Raw genomic sequence first — 18023 nt, forward strand, 5'->3', positions numbered from 1 at the left:
ATCCCCTGCGCCCAGGCGAAACCTACCGGAACCACCCGCCCAACACCCGCTCCATCAACATCACAGCCGATCCGGGAGACCCCATGACGGCCCGAACTAAAGCCCGACCACCCGACTCCAGCACCTCAAAGATCCTTTATCCGGGCGCCACCATGCTCCTCGTTGCGGTCATCGGCTGCTTCACGGCCTGGGGCATCGCCGCAGACCTGACCACCCCCATGGTCTCCGGCTTCAAGCGCATCTTCGACATGTCCTCCTTCCAGGCTTCTCTGGTGCAGATGGCCTACTACGGCGCCTACTTCCTGCTGGCCATCCCCGCCGCCCTGATCAACTCTCGCTGGGGCTACAAGGCGGGCATGGTCTCGGGCCTGGCGCTGGCCTCGCTGGGCGCCTTCGGCTTCTGGCCCGCCTCCCAGGTGATGACCTACGGCGCTTTCCTGGCCGCCCTGTTCGCCATCGCCGCCGGCTGCTCACTGCTGGAGACCTCCGCCAGCCCCTATGTCATCTCACTGGGCCCGGAGGAGACCTCCACCCGGCGGCTGAACCTCGCCCAGGCCTTCAACCCGCTGGGTACCAACATCGGCGTGCTGATCGCCTCCACGCTCATCCTCCCCAAGCTCGACACCCCGGTGAACCTGGCCGATGTCAGCCCGGAGACCGAGCGTGCCATTCGCGCCGAGCAGCTGCGCGCCGTGACCGGCCCCTACATCGGGCTCGGTGTGCTGCTGGCCGTCATCCTGGTCATCATCTTCATTCAGAAGGCACCACCCACCGCCCCGACGGACGACGGCGCCCGCCCGGCGAGCCCCCTGACCACCCTGTGGCGCTCAAAACGGTACCGCTACGGCGTCATTGCCCAGTTCTTCGACGTAGCCGCCCAGGTGTGCTGCTGGACCTACATAATCCAGTACACCCAGCAGGCGCTTAACGGCTCCCTGCAGTTGGGCTCGCAGATGCTGCAGATCAGCCTTATCGTCTTCTTGATCGCCAGGTTCCTGATGACCGCCGTCATTGCCCGCATCCGCGCCACCAAGGTCATGGCGGTCCTCGGCGCGGTGGCTGTGGGACTATGCATCTACGCCTCGCTGCGCCCGGACCTCACGGGCGTGGTGGCCATTATTGCCGCCTCCTTCTGTCTGTCGCTGATGTTCCCCACCATCTACGGCGTAGCCCTGTCCGGGCTCGGGGACGCCACCAAGTTCGGGGCCGCCGGCCTGGTCATGGCGATCGTTGGCGGGGCCATCATGCCCATGGTTCAGGGCCGGGTAATGGACGCCACCAGCGCAGCCACCTCATTCATCGTTCCGGCGGTCTGCTTCGCCATGGTGACCGCCTACGCGATCTACGACCTACGTGCACCGGCGCAGGAAATCGCCACAACTTCGAGCACCGCCTCAGAAAGGAAGAATCAGTCATGACTTCCCTGAGAAGACGTGCCGCCGCCCTACTCGCGGCAGTCAGTACCGCCCTCGCCCTTACCGCCTGCGGTGGCTCCTCCGCCCCGTCCGGCTCCATCGAGGTCCTGTCCTGGTGGACCTCCGCCTCCGAGTCCGTCGCCCTGGACACGCTCGTCAACGCCTATCAGGAACGCAACTCCGACGCCTCCGTGGACCAGTTGGCCGTCGTCGGCGGCGCCGGCTCACAGGCTCACGTGACACTGGCCCAGCGCCTCGCACGCGGCGATGCCCCCGATGTGTGGCAGTCACTGAGCGCCGGGAACGTGACGGCGTGGCGGGAGGCCGGGGCGGTCGAGGACGTGTCCTCACTGTTCACCGACGAGGTCACCAGTCAGCTCCCCGAGGAAGTACTCGCCTCCGTCACGGTGGGTAACAGCCAGTATGCAGCCCCGTTGTCCGTGCACCGGGCGAACATCCTCATGTTCAACCGCGACGTGCTGCAGGATGCCGGTATCGATGAGCCGGGCACGGGCTACTCCCTGGACGATCTGCTCGCCGACCTGGGCACCCTGGAGGAACAGGGGACCACACCGCTGTGCATCGGCGGGGCCGACTCCATCACCACGGCAGGACTGTTCGAGTCCGTGCTCCTGGCCACCGTCGGTGAGGAGGGCTGGGCCCAGATCGAGGCCGATCGTTTCGACTGGTCCGGCCCGCAGGTGACCGAGGCCCTGAAGACCTTCGGACAGCTCATGGACTACACCGACCCCGCCGACGCCGACCGCACCTGGGACGAAGCGGCCGGGCGGCTGGCGGACGGTCAGTGCGGCTTCTACCAGATGAACGACGGCGCGCTCACCGAGTCCGAGGCGCTCGCCGGCTCCACCACCGGGCAGTCCCCGGTTTCCTCCGTGACCTTCCCCGGAACCGAGGGAACCTTCCTGATCGTGGTAGACACATTCGTGCGCTCTTCCGCTTCGGCGGACGGTGAGGGCGCGGACGCCTTCTTGGCTACGGTCCTGGATCCGCAGGTGCAGACCGCCGTGTGTGAGGTAAAGGGCTGTGTGCCGGTGCGAAATGACGCCGACGTCACCACGCTCACCCCCTACCAGCAGCAGGCAGCCGCGGACCTGCGCAGTCAGACGGTGCTCAATGCGATCTCCTACGGCGAGGTGATTTCTCCGGCGATGCAGGACGGCTTCTTCAAGGCCGTTAAGAACTATCTGAGCACAGGAGACGCCTCCGCCTCGACCTTCGCCCGCATCCTCACCGAGCGAATCAACGAGGGCGCCGCGGGCCCGAACCTCTGAGCGGCAACCGGGCGTGGGTCAACTCCGAACGGGTCCGGCCCCCGCCCCGCGTCGCCATACCACCGACTCCGGCCGCTGGACGGCTTAACAGGGTGCCCACCGTCTCACGGTGGCAGATAGCCCACAATGCATGAAATGCCGTCAGCCGATCTGGTCCAGGAAGGTCAATACCGAGTGCGGCTCTTCGATGCGCTCCTCCAGGCGGGCGTTGAACGGGCCGCCATAGGGCATGCCCAGGTGGGTCTGGAAGGCGTCTTCGTCGACGTAGGCCTCCATGACGAAGAACTTCGCGGGGTCATCGCTGTGGCGGTAAACGTCGAAGACGCGGTTGCCGGGCTCGGTACGGACTTTTTCGCCGAAGTCGCAGATCATCTGGGCAACCTCGTCCTCGAATCCGGGTTTGGCAGTGAACTGCGAGTGCAGAATCTTCATGGCTCCTCCTCAGGGCGTATGGGATGCGTCGCGCCGATTCTATGATGCGCATCACGTTCACGGTAGGGCCAGTGGGATTCGTACCCACATCGCCCAGGGAACAGCGCCCGCGGCGCTTCGGAGCCTCCACCGGGTGCCCTGCGGCAGACCCCGCGCATGCCAACAACCACGCGTTGCACACTCGAATCTCGAGCAATCGTCCAAGAAGCGCATAACTCCGCGGTTTCGCAGATTCCCCTTGCAGTACCGAGGAGGCTCCCATGTGCAACCATCCCCTCATTGCACACCGGAGCCATGGAGCCGACTTCGGCTACTCCCGCCACTTCCCCATGATTCCAGCGAAAAACCCGACTCGCACAAGTTTGTCCTGACAGCTCCAGTGTGCAACGGGGCTCAGAAGCGACCGCGCGATCCTCTCCGTCTGCCGTGCCAAGGACGGACCTGGCAGCCACCCGGCACGCCGTCGCCCGGCTGCGCGCCGGAGTGCGTCGGGATGTCATCTGAGTCGGCACACCGATGGCCGTCGTCTGCGGCCCTTGTCCTCAGCCCCGGGTACGACGCCGCAGGCCATGGAACATGCCGTGCGTCATGAGCCGCGCGACCGGGCGTATAGCCCGCAGCATTCGGCGGGCGGCCGGCGTTTGGGGCACGTACCGCTCACGCACCGTGAGACGGCAGGCATGCAGCCCCGTCGAGGTGAGGACGAACGCCCACGTGAAGTCGAATTCCATCTCATTACCCGCGGGGGCGCTTCCACCCTCGCTGGACAGGATGAGGTAGCGCTCCGGCTCCAGGCGGGCAACGACGAGCGAGATGTTCTCCGCCAGGTCCACCGAGTCACCCTCTGTCAGGTTCTGCCACGCCGGGTTGATCACGTCAGCGCTGGAGATGCCCACACCGACAAGCTGACACAGCGCATCGAAGGTGTAGAAGCCGCCGCGCCCGTAGCCCATCTGGGCCAGCCAGGGCCATACGTCGGCCACGGGCGCCTGCAGCACCGTCTCGTGCGTCTCAACGATCTCGGCGTCGGGCAGGAGCTCGTCCCCGGGCAGGGGCTCGGCAGCGTCGCCGCGCGGGCGCAGGCGCCCGTTCACATAGGCGACACCAGCGGCCCCGAGGGCGATGGGCACGATCCAGCGGCTGCGCTCGCTCATGAGCTCACCCTCCCACAGGGGCAACATTCCCACAAGGACAACAACGCCAAATCATGGCGGGCGCCGCGCTCGCACTCCGCGGCCGCGCTCGTCTGGCCGGTGCGAACCCAGCGACCCTTCGCACCCTGGTACGAGCTTTTGCTCTCTGGTGTGCGCCGATTTGCCGCACACCAGAGGGCAAAAGCTCGCAGTAGACGAGACGCCACGCGCCTCGCAAGCCGCTCCAAACGGTTCCGCCGGCTCGGGCGATCCTAAGTTCTCGGACGCCCGATTCTCAGTTGGTGGCCTGCGATATCGCGGTAGCAAACTCGCCGGATCCCGACGAACTGACGGGCTCATTATCGTCAATGGCGATGGATGCGGTGATGTCCGTTCCGTCCTTGGCCTGAGCGAGCACATTGGCGTTTGAGGCGTCAAAGACGACGGCACCGTCAATCTCAACCGTCTTGCTGAACGGGAGGGCCTCATCGCTCAGCTGCTCCTGGCTGATGTTGCCGTTGGCGTCCAGACTGGTCAGCGTGATGTCCGCGGTGGTCGCCGTATCGCTGGTGACTTCAAATACGATCGTATGCTTACCCGCGTCGTTTCCAGCAGCAACATCGGACTCCTCGGCGGTCTCCTCGGAGGTAGCCGAGGTTTCCGTCTCACTCGTCGATCCTCCACCAGCAGCGCTGGAGGAGTCCGCGGAGTCTGAGGAGCCGCATGCGGAAAGCGTAAAGGCGGCGACGGCGCCCACGGTTCCCAGTGCGAAAACCCGGCGTGGCATGGCAGTCATGGCAGCGATTCTCCTATGAATCAGGATTGCTAGGACGAGCCGAAATATGCCCCCCCCGCTTGTCAAATGCGCTGAGCGCGCAGTCGCAGGTTGAGCATCGGCACGCGTCGCGTGTCATCCGACCCGACGCACGCTTAACAAACCAACCACCGACCACAAACCCCGCGATTCTGCGGTTTCACACGGCAGTTGCAGAACGTCAGGAGAGCTCCTGCGTGCGGCGAGGCCTCCGGCGCACATGGGAGCATTTCAAGCGGATCCTGACGACCCCAGCCACTTCCTGCAATTCCGCATCATCTCAACGGAAATCCCTGATTGGCAGAATTCCTGCCACCAGCGTAAGCGTGCGGCAGCTATCACGCGTTCCGCCTGGGAGGACGACGAGCACGACCCACTCGCACGACTTTCATTGCATCGACCGACCGCGGTGACAAGGACGAGGCGGTCAGCGCAGCAGGCCCCGGCCGGCGCCCTGGCGCCGGTTGACTTCCTGACCACGCGCCTCGCGGCGGCCCAAGCCGAGGCCGGGGCGCTCGGCGGGAGTGGCCTGCGCCCGGCCCTCGGGGGAAACCAGAGGTTCCTGGGCGGCGTCCACACCGGCGACCGCCTCGGGTTCTTCACGGCTGCCGGTCGCCGAGTCGGTCTCCTCTTCCTCGGCCTCAGCAGCAATGTCCACGGTCAGCGGCGCATCCGCGGGCACGCCCCGGCGCAGCAGCGACAACGCCATGGGACCGTAGTCGACGTGCCGGGCCACGGAGGTCACTACGCCGACCGGCCGCTCCCCCAGGCGCACATTCGCGCCCGGCACCGGCAGCTGCCCGGTGAAGCCGTCGAGTTGCAGAATCGTCAGGCGCCGCGGCGGTCGGCCCAGGTTGAGAGTGCGCGCAATGGTCTCCTGCCCCGGGTAGCAGCCCTTGTTCAGATGTACGGCGGTGCGCAGCCAGTCCAGCTCGTGCGGGATCGTGCGCGCATCCACCTCCCGGCCCCATCGTGGCCTCCCGGCCTCCACGCGCAGCGCCTCCCAGGCCAGTGAGCCGGCCAGGCTCCGCCCGGGGACGCCCGGCATGGAGTTGCGGCGCTCGGCACCGCCGACGTCAGCAGCCGCATTCCCGCCGGCAAGAAACGCATCCGCGACGGTGCCGGCCGCGTCGGCCTGCACCAGCACCCAGGTGGCCCGGTAGCCCGCCCCGGGGTGGGTCCGCTCCACGCCGACGTCGTAGCTGGTGCCGCCCTCGACCACGCCCGGCCAGGGATCGCGCCAGGTGGCCAGGTACGCGCCCGCTGCCCGCGAAGCCTCCTCCAGGGCGCCGCCGCCCTCACCCAGCGCCGCCAGTACGGCCGCGTCCTCGCGCACGGCGACCTCCACGCGCAGCATGAAGCGCATGGACTGCAGGAACTCGGCCAGCGCCTGACCGCGTCCGACCTCGGTCACCAGTAGCAACACCTCGCCGTCGTCGACGCAGGCCAGGGCATGGGTGATGTGTCCCTGGGCGTCCAGCAGCAGCGTCTCCGCGCCGCCGTCGCCCGGCGTCAGGCGAGTCAACTCCTGGCTGGACAGGGAGGTCAGCCAACCGAGCCGGTCGGGACCGGTCACAGCGACGACGTCGCGGGCCAGAGCGGTGGCGGCACGCCCGTCGAGCAGCGCGTTCTGCTCGCGCAGAGGGTCGCCGTAGCGGGCGGGCACGGCGGCGTCCAGATCGCCGGCGGGGTTGGCGACGGCGTCGGACCGGTCCAGGAGGGGGCTGCGGCGCATCAGGCGGGAGCGTCCGTCGCAGTGTCGGCAGCGCGGGCGGCCTCGTCGGCGGCGATGGCTTCGCGCAGGGCGGCGCCGGGGTCGGTCTCCCCCGCCTCCTCCACTCGACCCAGGCGGCCGGATGCGTAAGACTTCGGCTCCTCCTCACCGAAGGCGGCCATGTCCTGCGTCCACATGAGCTCCCCGCCCACAAGCCCGAACATGCGGCTCATCTGGGTGACCGTGGCGGCGGTCCGGGTACGCCCCACCGCCTGGGTGCCGACCTGGGCGCGCGGCCCCTGGATCCAGCCCTCCCAGACGCCGACGTGCCCGGCGGGGTCGGTGGAGACCAACTCAAGAGAGGTGATCGGAGTCTTTGAGGCGGTTCCGGAGGCGTCACCGTCGTCGGCGGGCATTTCCTGGCCCACCGGACGCCAGAAGGTGGTCTCGGTGGACCAGATCTGCGCGGGGGTCAGGCGCGCGGCGCCCTCCAGACCGGGCATCTCGAAGTCGAGGTCCTGACTGCGGGTGGCGTCCACGGTCCAGATGGTGCTGGTCTGGCGCAGGTAGGGGCCGCCGTCGTGGTCGAAGGTCATCTCCTGGTAGACGGCCTGCTCGGGGACCGTCTCCCCATAGGTGAGGATGCCGTAGCCGCGCCAGGTGCCCACCAGCCAGGCCAGGGGGTACAGCTCGGGGGCGAGATCGTCGGGAATCATGAACGCCATGGGTGCAGGGTACGGCCCGGGCTTGGCCGACGCCACGGCGCCGGCGTCAGCCCGCGACGAACGCGAAGGCGCCGGCGTCAGCCCGCGATGAAACCGCCCATGAGGCGAGCGATGGCGTACACCGGGGCACCCAGCGACAGGATCGGCACGATCGCGCTGGCCACCGCGGCACGCCCGCCGGGAACCCAGCGGTGAGTCCACAGCACGCGGTTGGCCGCGGCCATGAGCACCCCGGCCACGAACCCGGTCACCAGGCACGCGGCCGCCGACTGCAGGGCCGGCTCCGGCCCGACGTGGCTGACCCCGAAGAAGCCGACCATGGCCAATGCCCCACCGGCGGCGCCCGCCACCAGGGCCGGGACGGTCATGGTGAGCACCTCCAGCACGGTGGCGCGCACGTTCAAAGTGGTCAGCAGGGCGCCGGTGAACAGTGCCAACGTGCACGGCACGATCACGGCAGGGTCGGCGATTCCGGTGCGCAGGGCGCACCAGCCGGCACCCGAGATCATCACCAGATTGCCGGCGACGGTGGCGGACAGGTCCTCCACCAAATGCTTGCGGCCGTCGCGCCGGGCCATCTGCGCGCTGAAGGCCGCCGGCACGCTGAGGGCCATGACCACCCCCGCCATGCCGAAGTCGTTGGTGATGGCCACCAGCACGGCGGCGGTCAGTCCGGTCAGGGTGATGACGCCGGTGGCGCCCTGATCGTGCCGCGTGCGCACCAGCGCGGGCCAGCCCTGGGCCGTCAGTGGCACCAGCAGGACGACGACGATCAGCCGCACCCAGGCGGGCAGAGCCGCCGAGACGGCCAGGAGCACGGGCACGACGCTGGCCACCGCCAGTCGAGTCCAGGCCGGGTCCACCAGCCCCACCTCGATGGGTAGGTTGGCGCCGCGGCGCGTCCCGTAGCTGCCGGGGTCCACCGTGCCGGGCACATCCTGCGTGTTCACGGTCGCATCGTCCCACACCCGCGGGCCGTGCATGTACTCACGCGTGCCCGGTCATGTAATCCGCTCGCAAATACAAATGTGGTTCACTGAGCTTCGGGCCCAGTTGGGACCGGAAGGAGACGGCCGTGCGCGTCATCATGTTCACCCGTGAGCACGACGCCACCGCCGTCGTCCCCGCGATCTCATTCCTCGACTGCCAGGTCGACTGCCTGGAGCCGGTGCCCGCCTCCTACGCCTCGGCGGCCGAGGCCGACGTCGTCATGATCGACGCCCGCGGGGACCTGATGCGTGCCCGCGCCCTATGCCAGCTGTTGTCGGGCCCCATGGATTGCCCGCCGATCATCCTGGTGCTTGAGGAGGGCGGCGCCGCCGTCGTCCAGCCCGACTGGGGGGCCGCCGACTTCGTCATGGCCGGGGCCACGCCCGCGGAGTTGGGCGCGCGACTGCGGCTGGTGCGCGTGCACATCGCCGAGGCGGCACCGATCGCCGAGGACCGCATCGAGGCCGGCGACCTGGTTATCGACACCACCGCCTATACCGCTCGCATCCGCGGCACACTGCTGGACCTGACCTACAAGGAGTTCGAACTGCTCAAGGCGCTGGCCCTCAACCAGGGGCGGGTGCTGACCCGCCAGGCGCTGCTGGACGAGGTGTGGGGTGAGGATTACATCGGCGGCTCGCGCACGGTCGACGTCCACATCCGCCGCCTGCGTGCGAAGCTCGGCACCGAGTACGACCACCTGATCGGCACGGTCCGCAACGTCGGGTATCGCTTCGACGCCTCCGAGGAGGAGTAAGGACGACGCCGCGGCAGGAGCATGCCGCGGCGTCGTCGGGTAGGACGGACGCGTGACCGCGGGTGGGATGCGTGCGGCCGTCAGGCTCCGGCCGCCTCCTTGGCGGGCTCGGCGACGGCGTCCGCGGCCGCGGGGCCGCCGTCGGCGCCGTTCTGGTCGACCTGCGGAAGCTGGTCGCGGCCGAGTCGGGCGGCGCGCTTGGCCGCCGCCTCGGCGCGCAGGCGCTCCTTCTCACCGCGGTCGCGCACGCCGAAGGCACCGAGCACGTTCGCCGCCAACGCCACTACCACGATCGTCGCGCCGAAGGCGACACCGGAGGCCTCTCCGGTCAGCCCCACCATCGGGCTGGCGATGCCGCCGAAGACGAACTGGATGAAGCCCAGCAGCGCCGAGCCGGTGCCGGCCCAGCGTCCGGTGCGGCCCAGGGCGACGGCCGGCAGGTTACCCATGCAGGTGCCCAGAGCCATGACGTGGATGATGAACAGGGCGACGGTGGCGACCGTAAGCGCAGTGGAGGACACGGGACCGGTCAGGCGCGTCAGGCAGACGGCGGCGAAGACGACGTCGACGACGAGGATGGCGATCAGCCCCAGGCGGATCTGCCGCTCCGGCGAGATCCGCTTGGCGAGCGAGCCGCAGGCCGCCACGGTCAGGGTCACCGTCAGGCCGCACACGGCGAACACGGCGGTGTAGGCGGCCGTGCTCATGCCGAGGACGCCCTGCAACATGAATGGGGCGGCGGACAGGTAGGAGGTCAGCAGCGCGTAGACCAGCGCATTGATGAGGATCAGGCGGACGAACACATGGTCCTTGGACAGCGCACGCGTGCCGTCCACGAGCACGCCGAAGCCGCCCTCGTGGCGCTGCTCGGCGGGAAGCGTCTCGGGCACCCAGGCGGCCACCAGCAGCACGAGGATGCCCTGGAAGGCCGCCACCACGCCGAGAATGCCGCGCCAGCCGACCGGGCCGACCAGGGCGCCGCCCAGAATCGGGGCGATGACGGGTGCAACGCCCTGGATCGACATCACCAGGGAAAGGGCCTGGGCGGCGGTGATGCCGCGGGAACGGTCGGAGATGACGGCGCGGCCCAGCACCATGCCGGCGGCGCCGCCGAGTCCCTGCAGAAAACGCGCGATCAGCAGGAAGGCGGCGCTGGGCGCGAGCGCGGTGCCGACGCCGGCGACGAAGGCCAGCACGCTGCCCCATAGCAGCAGCGGGCGGCGGCCGAAGCGGTCGGAGAGCACGCCGATGCTCAGCTGGCCCAGTGCTACACCAACCAGGAATGCCGTCAGCGTCAGCTGGGTGGTGGAGGCGGAGACGCCCAGGTCGGCGGCCATTTGGTTGAAGGCCGGCAGGTAGGCGTCCATGGCGAGCGGGGCGATGGCCGCGAGCGCCGCCAGTGCCACCAGCAGGGTGGGGGCGAAGGAGGTGCGCAGGCCGGCGTCACGCGGGTCTGCGGACGCGGCGGCGCGGCCCTCGGCCGTTTGGGCGTCGGCGGATGCGGATTCTGGAGTGACCCCCTTCCCCTGCTGGGCAGAGGCGGGTCCGGTCGAAGGGGAGGTGGTCATGGACCGAGATTATGAAACCGGGTGGCGTGAAGTCATGTATGCGGGGCGCGTGAGATCTTGCACCCGGTTCGTCTGCGGGGCTCACTGTGAGCGCGCCACGGATCACCCCGCCCCTTGGCATCGCCAAGCATGGACCGGAAAGATCCTTCTCCTGCCTTCCCGTCTGTTTCAGCGCAGCAGCGTCTTCGCCAATAGGCGCCACTGAGCCAGTAGGTCGATACTTCGATCCCGCAGCCACCGCAGCTGCAGCCCATCCATCAACGAGAGGGCGAGCCGGCCGCGCATCAGCGGCTCGAGCGGCAGATCTGAAGCAGTACGCGCGAAACTCTCGATGACAAGCCGCTCGCGCTCCTGGAAGTATTGATGGGCGGGGTGGTCGGGGTTGAGCGCCTCGGCGTCAAGGACGGCGTACAACGCGACGATGGCGGGCTGGGATGCATTGCGCTGCACCAGCGCGTCACAGAAATCGATAAGTGAGACGTTGGGAAGTCGGTCATACAACTCGCTGCGTGCCAGACCGAGTAGATCCGCGAGCGCCCTCCGGTCGCGCTCGTCGCGACTCTCCAGCACCGCAAGCAGCAGGGACTCCTTGCTGCCGAAGTGATGCAGCACTGCGCTGTCGGTAATGGCGCACCGGGTGGCGATGTCCTGGATGGAAATACCCCAGTAGCCACGCTCGCCGATGAGGTCGGTGGCGACATCAATAATCTGCGCCTTGCGCTCGGCCCCTCTGAGCCGTTGCCGTCTCGCGACGCTCACGTGTGCTCCCCTCGTAGCGGCCGGACGACTGGCCGCCAGTTCAGGCTATCGCGTTGCCCGGACTCGCACGCGGAGGTTGGTTCTCGCCGCTTGTCTCACCGAACCTGGCCGCCGATCCAGCAGCTACTACCAACAACCTGTGAACACGACGCGTGCCATTCGGGGCTAGCGACAGGCCCAGCAACGCGCTACACTCACAGTTAACTTGGTGCTCACCAAGTACTCAGTTCCTCAACGTCGAGGAGACTCAAGATGTCCACAGCCCCATCCGCCTCCACAGCACCCACACCCGATCCCCGATCCGCCCTGGAGTCGGGACGCCCGCAGCCCACCCTCGGCCCGGAGCTCATTCCCGGCACACCCTTCGCCCAAGCCGTCGACCGCGTAGGCGACGGCGGCGATCCCGACGTCGAAGCCGACCTTCTCCTGAACCTCATGACGGACGCCGAGCAACTGGCACTCCTACATGGCAACGTCCCCTTCTGGCAGGGGCGCCGCAGCATCATGCACGACGGCTACAACCACTTCCCCTATCCGGCCGGCGCCAACGCGCGACTGGGTGTCCCCGGTATCCATTTCATCGACGGGCCACGCGGCGTCGTAGTCGGCTCCGCCACCGCCTTCCCCGTGTCCATGGCCCGCGGCGCCACCTGGGACCCCGACCTGGAGGAGCGGATCGGCCGGGCGATCGGTGAGGAGGTGCGGGCCTCGGGTGGCAATTTCTTCGGCGGCGTGTGCATCAACCTGCCCCGTCACCCCGCCTGGGGGCGCGTGCAGGAGACGTACTCGGATCAGAGCGTGCTGCTCGGCGCCATGGGGGCGGCCCTCACTCGTGGCGTGAGTGCTCACGCCATCGCCTGCGTCAAGCACTTCGCTCTGAACTCCATGGAGAATGCGCGCTTCGACGTCGACGTGCACTGCGATCCCGAAACACTGCACGAGGACTTCCTGCCTCACTTCCGCGACTGCGTGCGCGCCGGAGCCGGCTCACTCATGTGTGCCTACAACCGGGTCAACGGCCATTGGGCCAGCGCCTCTAAGGAACTCCTGACGGAGGTACTGCGGGAGGAGTGGGGCTTCACCGGCTTCACCATCTCCGACTTCATCTGGGCCATCCGCGACGCCGAAGCCTCACTGGAAGCGGGACTCGATGTGGAGACGCCCTTCGCCCAGCTGCGCGCCGAACACCTGCCCGATGCTCTCGCCACCGGAAAGGTGAGCCGCGACGCTGTACGCGCTTCCGGTCGGCGACTGCTGCGCACGCTGCTGGACCACTACGCGCACCGCTCCGAAGAGTGCCCGCCGACGACCGTCATCGCGAACGATGAGCACCACGCGCTGGCCCGCGAGGCGGCCGTCCGCTCCATGGTGCTGCTGCGCAACGAAGCCGTGGCCGGCGCCCCCGCCCTGCCGCTCGATCCGGGATCACTACGATCACTCGCCGTCATCGGACGGCTCGCCGACACCCAGAACCTAGGCGACCACGGATCCTCGAATGTGCATGCGCACCAGGTGACACCCCTGGCCGGCCTGCGCGCGGCCCTGCCCGAGTCTCAAGTCGTTCATGACAACGGCTCCGACCCTGCCCGGGCAGCGGCCCGGGCCGCCGAGTCCGATGCCGCCGTGGTCGTCGTCGGCTACACGGCGGCCGAAGAAGGCGAATGGGTCAACGGACGCATCTACGCCCGCGACGATCTCATGCAGCTCTACCCCAAACCGCACACGGCAGACGAACAAGCGGTGCTCGACGAGATGATGGCCCGTCTCGAGGCGGCAGCCGGCAAGTCGGAGATCGGTGGCGACCGTACGGACCTGCACCTGCCACAGGAAGACATTGCCTTGATCCGCGCGGTGGCAGCCGCGCAACCACGTACCGTCGTAATCATCGTGGCCGCGGGCGCAGTGCTCATGGAGGAGTGGTTCGAGTCCGCACCTGCCGTCGTCATGGGGTGGTACTCCGGCATGGAAGGCGGGCACGCGCTGGCAGACCTGCTGCTGGGGACGGAGAACTTCAGCGGCCGCATGCCCTACGCGATCCCGCGCAGCGTGGATGACCTGCCCGACTTCCGTGCAGACGCCACCGAGGTTGTCTACGACCGCTGGTACGGGCAACGCCTGCTCGCGCACAAAGGCGTGCAGGCGCTGATCCCCCTCGGTCAGGGCCTGAGCTATACCACCTTCGCACTGACCGGACTCGATGTCGTCGTCTCGGAAGGCCGAGTGCGTGCATCCACCACCGTCCGTAACACCGGTGAACGCGCCGGAACCGCAACCGTTCAACTGTACGCCACCCGCTTGGACGGGGACCGTGCCGGACAGCGGGAACTGATCGGTTTCACCCAGGCGAGTCTGTCCCCTGGGCAGAGCGCGACCGCCAGCATCGCCGCCTCCCTTCGACCGCTGTCGCGCTGGGATAGCCGCGAGCGCGATTTGCTCCTCCCCGCGGGCAACGTCCGCTTCGAGGCCGCACAGTTCTGGGGCGACTCGGACGCCGTCTCAAGCACCACGCTCATCTGAAGTCAGCCGATTTCCATACCTCGATGCCCCGCTCTGAATCGTCCCATGTCCATCAATACCGGCCAACACAAGCAATGGAGCAATCATGGCCAGCAACGAAACACCCACAACAGCACCTTCCACGCACGAGTGGTCCGGCACCACCAGTGATGAGCAGCAGCCTCGACTGCCGATACGCCTGGTAATCGGACTGGCGATCGGAGCCTTCTGCTGGATCGTCGCCTACCTTGGCGCGGTCGGCGTCCTCCTCCCAGCCCGAATCGCCGAAATCGCCCCAGCCGACAAGGCAGCGGTGGTGGCGCTCAACTCGACCATCTCGATGATCGTGGCAGCCATCGCGAACATTCTCATCGGCGCCGGCTCGGACCTGACCCGATCACGCTTCGGTCGCCGCACTCCCTGGATCTGGGCGGGAGCTGTCGGATCCCTCTTGTCATTGACGGTGCTCGGTCACGTCCAAAGCGTGCCCGCCCTCGTGACCACCTGGGCGGTGTACCAGGTCTTCCTCAACTCGATCATCGCCCCGTTGCTGGGCACACTCTCGGATCGCGTCTCCCCACAGTTCCGCGGCACTGCCGCATCCGGCTATGCGCTCGGCAACGGTCTGGGCACGGGCCTGGGGCAGGTCATCGGCGCCCAGTTCTTGGGCAACACCGCCACGGGTCTGCTCGTCCTGGGTGGACTCACCGTGCTGGTTGCCCCCGCAACGTCCTGGTTCTTCCGAGAGTCCTCCTCGGTTGACATGCCCAAGCGGCCGTTCACCAAGGATATGGTGCTGGACCATTTCGTGTTCGCACGTCACAATGCCCGTGACTACTACCTCGCACTGCTGGGCAAGTTCTTCGTCATCCTCGCGAAGTTCGCCATCCAGGGATATGTCCTGTACATCCTTACCGACTACATGCTGCTCGGGGAGGATGACTCATCCCGATACATCTCCATCATCTCCCTGATCATCATGGTCGCGGGGATCGTGATGGCATTCGTCGCCGGGCCGGTTGCGGACCGACTTAAGCTGATCAAGCTGCCGGTCATCGTTTCCTCCCTACTCATTGCCGTGGGCGTACTCGTACCATTCTTCTCGGCAACGCCAATGATGATGGTGCTGTACGCCGTCATCGCCGGAACTGGGTTAGGAATGTTCAACGCCGTCGACCAGGCCCTCAATATCGCAGTCCTTCCCGATCCGGATACGGCCGCTAAGGACCTGGGGATTCTCAACCTTGCCAACACGGGTGGGCAAATCGCTGGGCCGTTGGTAGCGGCCGCCGCCATTAGCGCCTTCGGCTACCACATGCTGTTCGTGGTTGCTTCTGCAGCGGCGCTGGTAGCCACGCTGCTGTTCGCACTCATACGGTCGATCCGCTGACAATCAGAGCACTCGCCGTCCGACACGGCCGGCCCCCGGATCCACAGGCGGCCCATAGCGCAGACCCGGCCGCGGCATATGACCGCCCGCAAGGGTTGAGGCCATGTTCAGCTATTCAACTCCTGAGCCCGGTAACGCCCGGGACGAGTCCCGGGCAACAGACAGCCGCCTCGGCGCGACACCGGCCGAACAGTCCTCCGCGCCCCGAGCACAGCAGTCCCAGACGCCGTCGGCCACCCGCCCGGACCCGCCCCGCCGTCACTCCCGGCGCCGCGTCCTCCTGGGCGGCGGCGCCCTAGTCGGGACCGGCCTGATCGGTACGGCCGCATGGGCGCTCAACCGGTTCGTCATCGACCACGTGGAGGTCGACGACGTAGCCGCCTACGAGGCCATCAACTCCTCGGTCTCCTCCACCGCACGGGCCACCGACGTCAACATCACGGACACCGGCTACACCTCCTCGCTGACCTCGATCAGCATTGAGCGGGTCTCCAACGGTTCCGGGGATGACACGGTCACCTACTACGTCGCCGACATCCAGGCCAGCGACGCCACCGCCGTGCGCAGCGCCTTCGCCAACAACGCCTACGGCACCAACATCACCGCCCTGCCCAGCGCCATGGCCACCGAGCACGACGCGATCCTCGCCGTCAACGGCGACTACTACGGGTTCCGCTCCGACGGCATCCTCATCCGCAACGGCGTCATCTACCGCGACGACGGCGTGCGCGACGGCATCGCCTTCTACACCGACGGCCGCGTCGAGGTCTACGACGAGACCAACACCGACGCCCAGACGCTGTTGGACGCCGGCGTGTGGAACACCCTGTCCTTCGGGCCGGCGCTGGTGCAGGGCGGCTCGGTGCTGGACGGGATCGACGCGGTGGAGGTGGACACCAACGTCGGCAACCACTCGATCCAGGGCACCCAGCCGCGCACGGCGCTGGGCGCGATCGCGGACGGGCACTACGTGTTCGTCGTCGTCGACGGGCGCGACAAGGGCTACTCGCGTGGGGTGACCATGACCGAACTCGCCCAGATCATGGCGGACCTGGGCTGCGATTGCGCATACAACCTCGACGGCGGCGGCTCCTCGACGCTCTGGTTCAACGGCGAGGTGATCAACCAGCCCTCCAACGGCGGTGAGCGCGAGACCTCCGACATCCTCTACATCGCACAGGGGGCCTGAGATGAGTACGCCTGCGCGCCCCGCCACCGGTTCCTTCCCGCGACGTCGCCTGCGGTCCGACGCCGTGGCCCGACCGCACACCGCCTACGCACCGCGACGCCCGGCGGCGTCGGCCCGAGAGAATGAGGCCGAACGCAGCGGCGGGCCTGCGCCCGTCCCGGGGATGCGACCGGCGTCGGGACGCCCCTCCCGCGTGGGCCTGGTCGTGCTCATACCCGCCTATCAGCCCGACGACAGGCTGGCGCATTTGGTGAGCGACCTGGTGCGGGAGCTGCCCGGATGCCGGGTGCTCGTCGTCGACGACGGCTCCGGGCCGGAGTATGCGCCGGCGTTTCGGGCGGCGAGCGCACGCGGGGCGGACGTCGTCGGGTATGGCCGTAACCGGGGGAAGGGGGCGGCGCTGCGCACCGGGCTGGCGCAGGTGGCCGAGCTGTGGCCGGAGGCGGACGTGGTGTGCGCGGATGCCGACGGGCAGCACCGGCCCGCGGACATCGCCGCGGTGGCCCGGCGCGTGCACACCACTGGGCATATGACGCTCGGGGTGCGGCGCCTGACCGGGCCGGTGCCGGCGCGCAGCCGGATCGGCAATGGCGTGACCGCACTGTTGTTCCGTCTGGCGACCGGCTGGCGACTGGGCGACACCCAGACCGGCCTGCGCGGCTACCCTGCCGGGCAGACCGCCTGGCTGGCGGATGTGCCCGGAGACCGCTATGAGTGGGAACTCAGCGCCCTGCTGCGCGCTCACGAACTCGGCCTGGAGGTCGAGGAGGTGGAGATCGCCACGGTGTACGAGCCGGGCAACACCTCCAGTCACTTCCGGCCGCTGCAGGACTCGGCGCGGATCTACGCGCCGCTGCTGGGATTCGTCGGGGCGAGCCTGGCGAGCTTCGGCATCGACTGGGTCGGGGTGATGGCGCTGCACCTGCTGACCGGCAACCTGCTGGCGAGTGTGGTGGGGGCACGGCTGGTCAGCGGGACGGCCAACTTCTTCATGAACCGGCGCGTGTTCCGGGCGGCGCCCGGCACCGTCGGCAGAACGGCCGTGCGCTACATGGCGCTCGCGCTGGCGCTGCTCGCCGCCAGCTATGTGCTGTTGCGGGCGCTGACCGGGATCGGGGTGCCGCTCGGCTTGGCCAAGCCCCTCGGCGACGGCGTGCTGTACGCCGTCAGCTACCTGGCGCAACGGCGGGCGGTGTTCCGGGAGCGGCGCTGAGGACGGAGCATTGCTGTGCGCCCGAGCCGAGGCGCCCGCACGCCGAGACGCACCCGCGCCGATCCTCCGCCGGACGGAGGCCATGACATTCCACGACCCTGGTGCACGTTCCACGACCCCCGTGCACGTTTCACGA

General features: G+C 68.1%; 15 protein-coding genes. 7 read left to right on the forward strand and 8 right to left on the reverse strand.

Annotated features, from left to right (window positions below):
- Window positions 1-83 precede the first annotated feature (83 nt).
- Together fucP and ACGLYG10_RS08170 are read left to right on the forward strand one after the other, a co-directional pair.
- Window positions 84-1418 carry an L-fucose:H+ symporter permease gene (gene fucP, locus ACGLYG10_RS08165; RefSeq protein ID WP_073330265.1) on the forward strand — a complete coding sequence of 445 codons (1335 nt, stop codon included), beginning with the start codon at window positions 84-86 and terminating at the stop codon, window positions 1416-1418.
- A complete protein-coding gene (locus ACGLYG10_RS08170) occupies window positions 1415-2707 on the forward strand; it encodes an ABC transporter substrate-binding protein (protein WP_073330267.1) in 1293 nt (430 codons plus the stop codon). The genes fucP and ACGLYG10_RS08170 overlap by 4 nt, the downstream gene beginning before the upstream one ends.
- Before the next feature lie 141 nt (window positions 2708-2848).
- On the opposite strand, the gene ACGLYG10_RS08175 is transcribed toward ACGLYG10_RS08170, so the two are convergent.
- The 6 genes from ACGLYG10_RS08175 to ACGLYG10_RS08200 all read right to left on the reverse strand — a co-directional run bounded on the left by ACGLYG10_RS08175 (window position 2849) and on the right by ACGLYG10_RS08200 (window position 8508).
- Window positions 2849-3139: a putative quinol monooxygenase gene (locus tag ACGLYG10_RS08175; RefSeq protein WP_073330270.1), complete on the reverse strand. Its 291-nt coding sequence runs from the start codon at window positions 3137-3139 to the stop codon at window positions 2849-2851.
- 542 nt (window positions 3140-3681) lie between these two features.
- Window positions 3682-4293: a hypothetical protein gene (locus tag ACGLYG10_RS08180; protein ID WP_073330538.1), complete on the reverse strand. Its 612-nt coding sequence runs from the start codon at window positions 4291-4293 to the stop codon at window positions 3682-3684.
- A 274-nt stretch (window positions 4294-4567) separates the two neighbouring features.
- Window positions 4568-5068 (reverse strand): hypothetical protein, encoded by a 501-nt coding sequence (locus ACGLYG10_RS08185; RefSeq protein WP_073330273.1) that lies wholly within the window; start codon window positions 5066-5068, stop codon window positions 4568-4570.
- A gap of 445 nt (window positions 5069-5513) precedes the next feature.
- On the reverse strand, window positions 5514-6821 hold the full coding sequence (locus tag ACGLYG10_RS08190; RefSeq protein ID WP_083565763.1) for a CAF17-like 4Fe-4S cluster assembly/insertion protein YgfZ: 1308 nt from the start codon (window positions 6819-6821) through the stop codon (window positions 5514-5516).
- A complete protein-coding gene (locus tag ACGLYG10_RS08195; protein WP_073330276.1) occupies window positions 6821-7525 on the reverse strand; it encodes a heme-binding beta-barrel domain-containing protein in 705 nt (234 codons plus the stop codon). The genes ACGLYG10_RS08190 and ACGLYG10_RS08195 overlap by 1 nt, the downstream gene beginning before the upstream one ends.
- A 77-nt stretch (window positions 7526-7602) precedes the next feature.
- A complete protein-coding gene (locus ACGLYG10_RS08200) occupies window positions 7603-8508 on the reverse strand; it encodes a tellurium resistance protein TerC (protein ID WP_073330279.1) in 906 nt (301 codons plus the stop codon).
- Window positions 8509-8600: 92 nt separating this feature from the next.
- Between ACGLYG10_RS08200 and ACGLYG10_RS08205 the strand changes: the two genes are divergently transcribed.
- The gene (locus tag ACGLYG10_RS08205; protein WP_073330282.1) at window positions 8601-9272 is read left to right on the forward strand and encodes a winged helix-turn-helix transcriptional regulator; all 672 of its coding nucleotides are present in this window, start codon (window positions 8601-8603) and stop codon (window positions 9270-9272) included.
- 80 nt (window positions 9273-9352) lie between these two features.
- Here the strand turns inward: ACGLYG10_RS08205 and ACGLYG10_RS08210 are convergent, their stop codons facing one another.
- Together ACGLYG10_RS08210 and ACGLYG10_RS08215 are read right to left on the reverse strand one after the other, a co-directional pair.
- Window positions 9353-10840 carry a multidrug effflux MFS transporter gene (locus tag ACGLYG10_RS08210; RefSeq protein WP_083565764.1) on the reverse strand — a complete coding sequence of 496 codons (1488 nt, stop codon included), beginning with the start codon at window positions 10838-10840 and terminating at the stop codon, window positions 9353-9355.
- Window positions 10841-11008: 168 nt separating this feature from the next.
- On the reverse strand, window positions 11009-11599 hold the full coding sequence (locus tag ACGLYG10_RS08215) for a TetR/AcrR family transcriptional regulator (protein WP_073330285.1): 591 nt from the start codon (window positions 11597-11599) through the stop codon (window positions 11009-11011).
- A gap of 252 nt (window positions 11600-11851) precedes the next feature.
- On the opposite strand from ACGLYG10_RS08215, the gene ACGLYG10_RS08220 reads away from it, so the two are divergent.
- From ACGLYG10_RS08220 to ACGLYG10_RS08235, 4 genes are all read left to right on the forward strand, one after another.
- Complete coding sequence (locus tag ACGLYG10_RS08220; protein WP_083565765.1) at window positions 11852-14116, forward strand: glycoside hydrolase family 3 protein; 2265 nt, start codon at window positions 11852-11854, stop codon at window positions 14114-14116.
- A gap of 85 nt (window positions 14117-14201) precedes the next feature.
- Window positions 14202-15485 (forward strand): MFS transporter, encoded by a 1284-nt coding sequence (locus ACGLYG10_RS08225; protein WP_073330288.1) that lies wholly within the window; start codon window positions 14202-14204, stop codon window positions 15483-15485.
- A gap of 103 nt (window positions 15486-15588) precedes the next feature.
- Window positions 15589-16674, forward strand: a complete 1086-nt coding sequence (locus tag ACGLYG10_RS08230) for a phosphodiester glycosidase family protein (RefSeq protein WP_083565766.1) — start codon at window positions 15589-15591, stop codon at window positions 16672-16674.
- 1 nt (window position 16675) lies between these two features.
- Entirely contained in the window at window positions 16676-17887 is a 1212-nt protein-coding gene (locus ACGLYG10_RS08235; RefSeq protein ID WP_083565767.1) for a bifunctional glycosyltransferase family 2/GtrA family protein, read from the forward strand.
- Window positions 17888-18023 lie beyond the last annotated feature (136 nt).

Source organism: Actinomyces glycerinitolerans, assembly GCF_900098745.1.
GTDB classification, from domain to species: Bacteria; Actinomycetota; Actinomycetes; order Actinomycetales; family Actinomycetaceae; genus Actinomyces; species Actinomyces glycerinitolerans.

Bases quoted from the DNA above. Each gene is read 5' to 3' on its own strand.
- ACGLYG10_RS08210 (WP_083565764.1), bottom strand. From the start codon at position 10,840: ATGACCACCTCCCCTTCGACCGGACCCGCCTCTGCCCAGCAGGGGAAG.
- ACGLYG10_RS08190 (WP_083565763.1), bottom strand. From the start codon at position 6,821: ATGCGCCGCAGCCCCCTCCTGGACCGGTCCGACGCCGTCGCCAACCCC.
- ACGLYG10_RS08170 (WP_073330267.1), top strand. From the start codon at position 1,415: ATGACTTCCCTGAGAAGACGTGCCGCCGCCCTACTCGCGGCAGTCAGT.
- fucP (WP_073330265.1), top strand. From the start codon at position 84: ATGACGGCCCGAACTAAAGCCCGACCACCCGACTCCAGCACCTCAAAG.
- ACGLYG10_RS08225 (WP_073330288.1), top strand. From the start codon at position 14,202: ATGGCCAGCAACGAAACACCCACAACAGCACCTTCCACGCACGAGTGG.
- ACGLYG10_RS08230 (WP_083565766.1), top strand. From the start codon at position 15,589: ATGTTCAGCTATTCAACTCCTGAGCCCGGTAACGCCCGGGACGAGTCC.
- ACGLYG10_RS08235 (WP_083565767.1), top strand. From the start codon at position 16,676: ATGAGTACGCCTGCGCGCCCCGCCACCGGTTCCTTCCCGCGACGTCGC.
- ACGLYG10_RS08200 (WP_073330279.1), bottom strand. From the start codon at position 8,508: ATGCACGGCCCGCGGGTGTGGGACGATGCGACCGTGAACACGCAGGAT.
- ACGLYG10_RS08175 (WP_073330270.1), bottom strand. From the start codon at position 3,139: ATGAAGATTCTGCACTCGCAGTTCACTGCCAAACCCGGATTCGAGGAC.
- ACGLYG10_RS08185 (WP_073330273.1), bottom strand. From the start codon at position 5,068: ATGACTGCCATGCCACGCCGGGTTTTCGCACTGGGAACCGTGGGCGCC.
- ACGLYG10_RS08180 (WP_073330538.1), bottom strand. From the start codon at position 4,293: ATGAGCGAGCGCAGCCGCTGGATCGTGCCCATCGCCCTCGGGGCCGCT.
- ACGLYG10_RS08195 (WP_073330276.1), bottom strand. From the start codon at position 7,525: ATGGCGTTCATGATTCCCGACGATCTCGCCCCCGAGCTGTACCCCCTG.
- ACGLYG10_RS08220 (WP_083565765.1), top strand. From the start codon at position 11,852: ATGTCCACAGCCCCATCCGCCTCCACAGCACCCACACCCGATCCCCGA.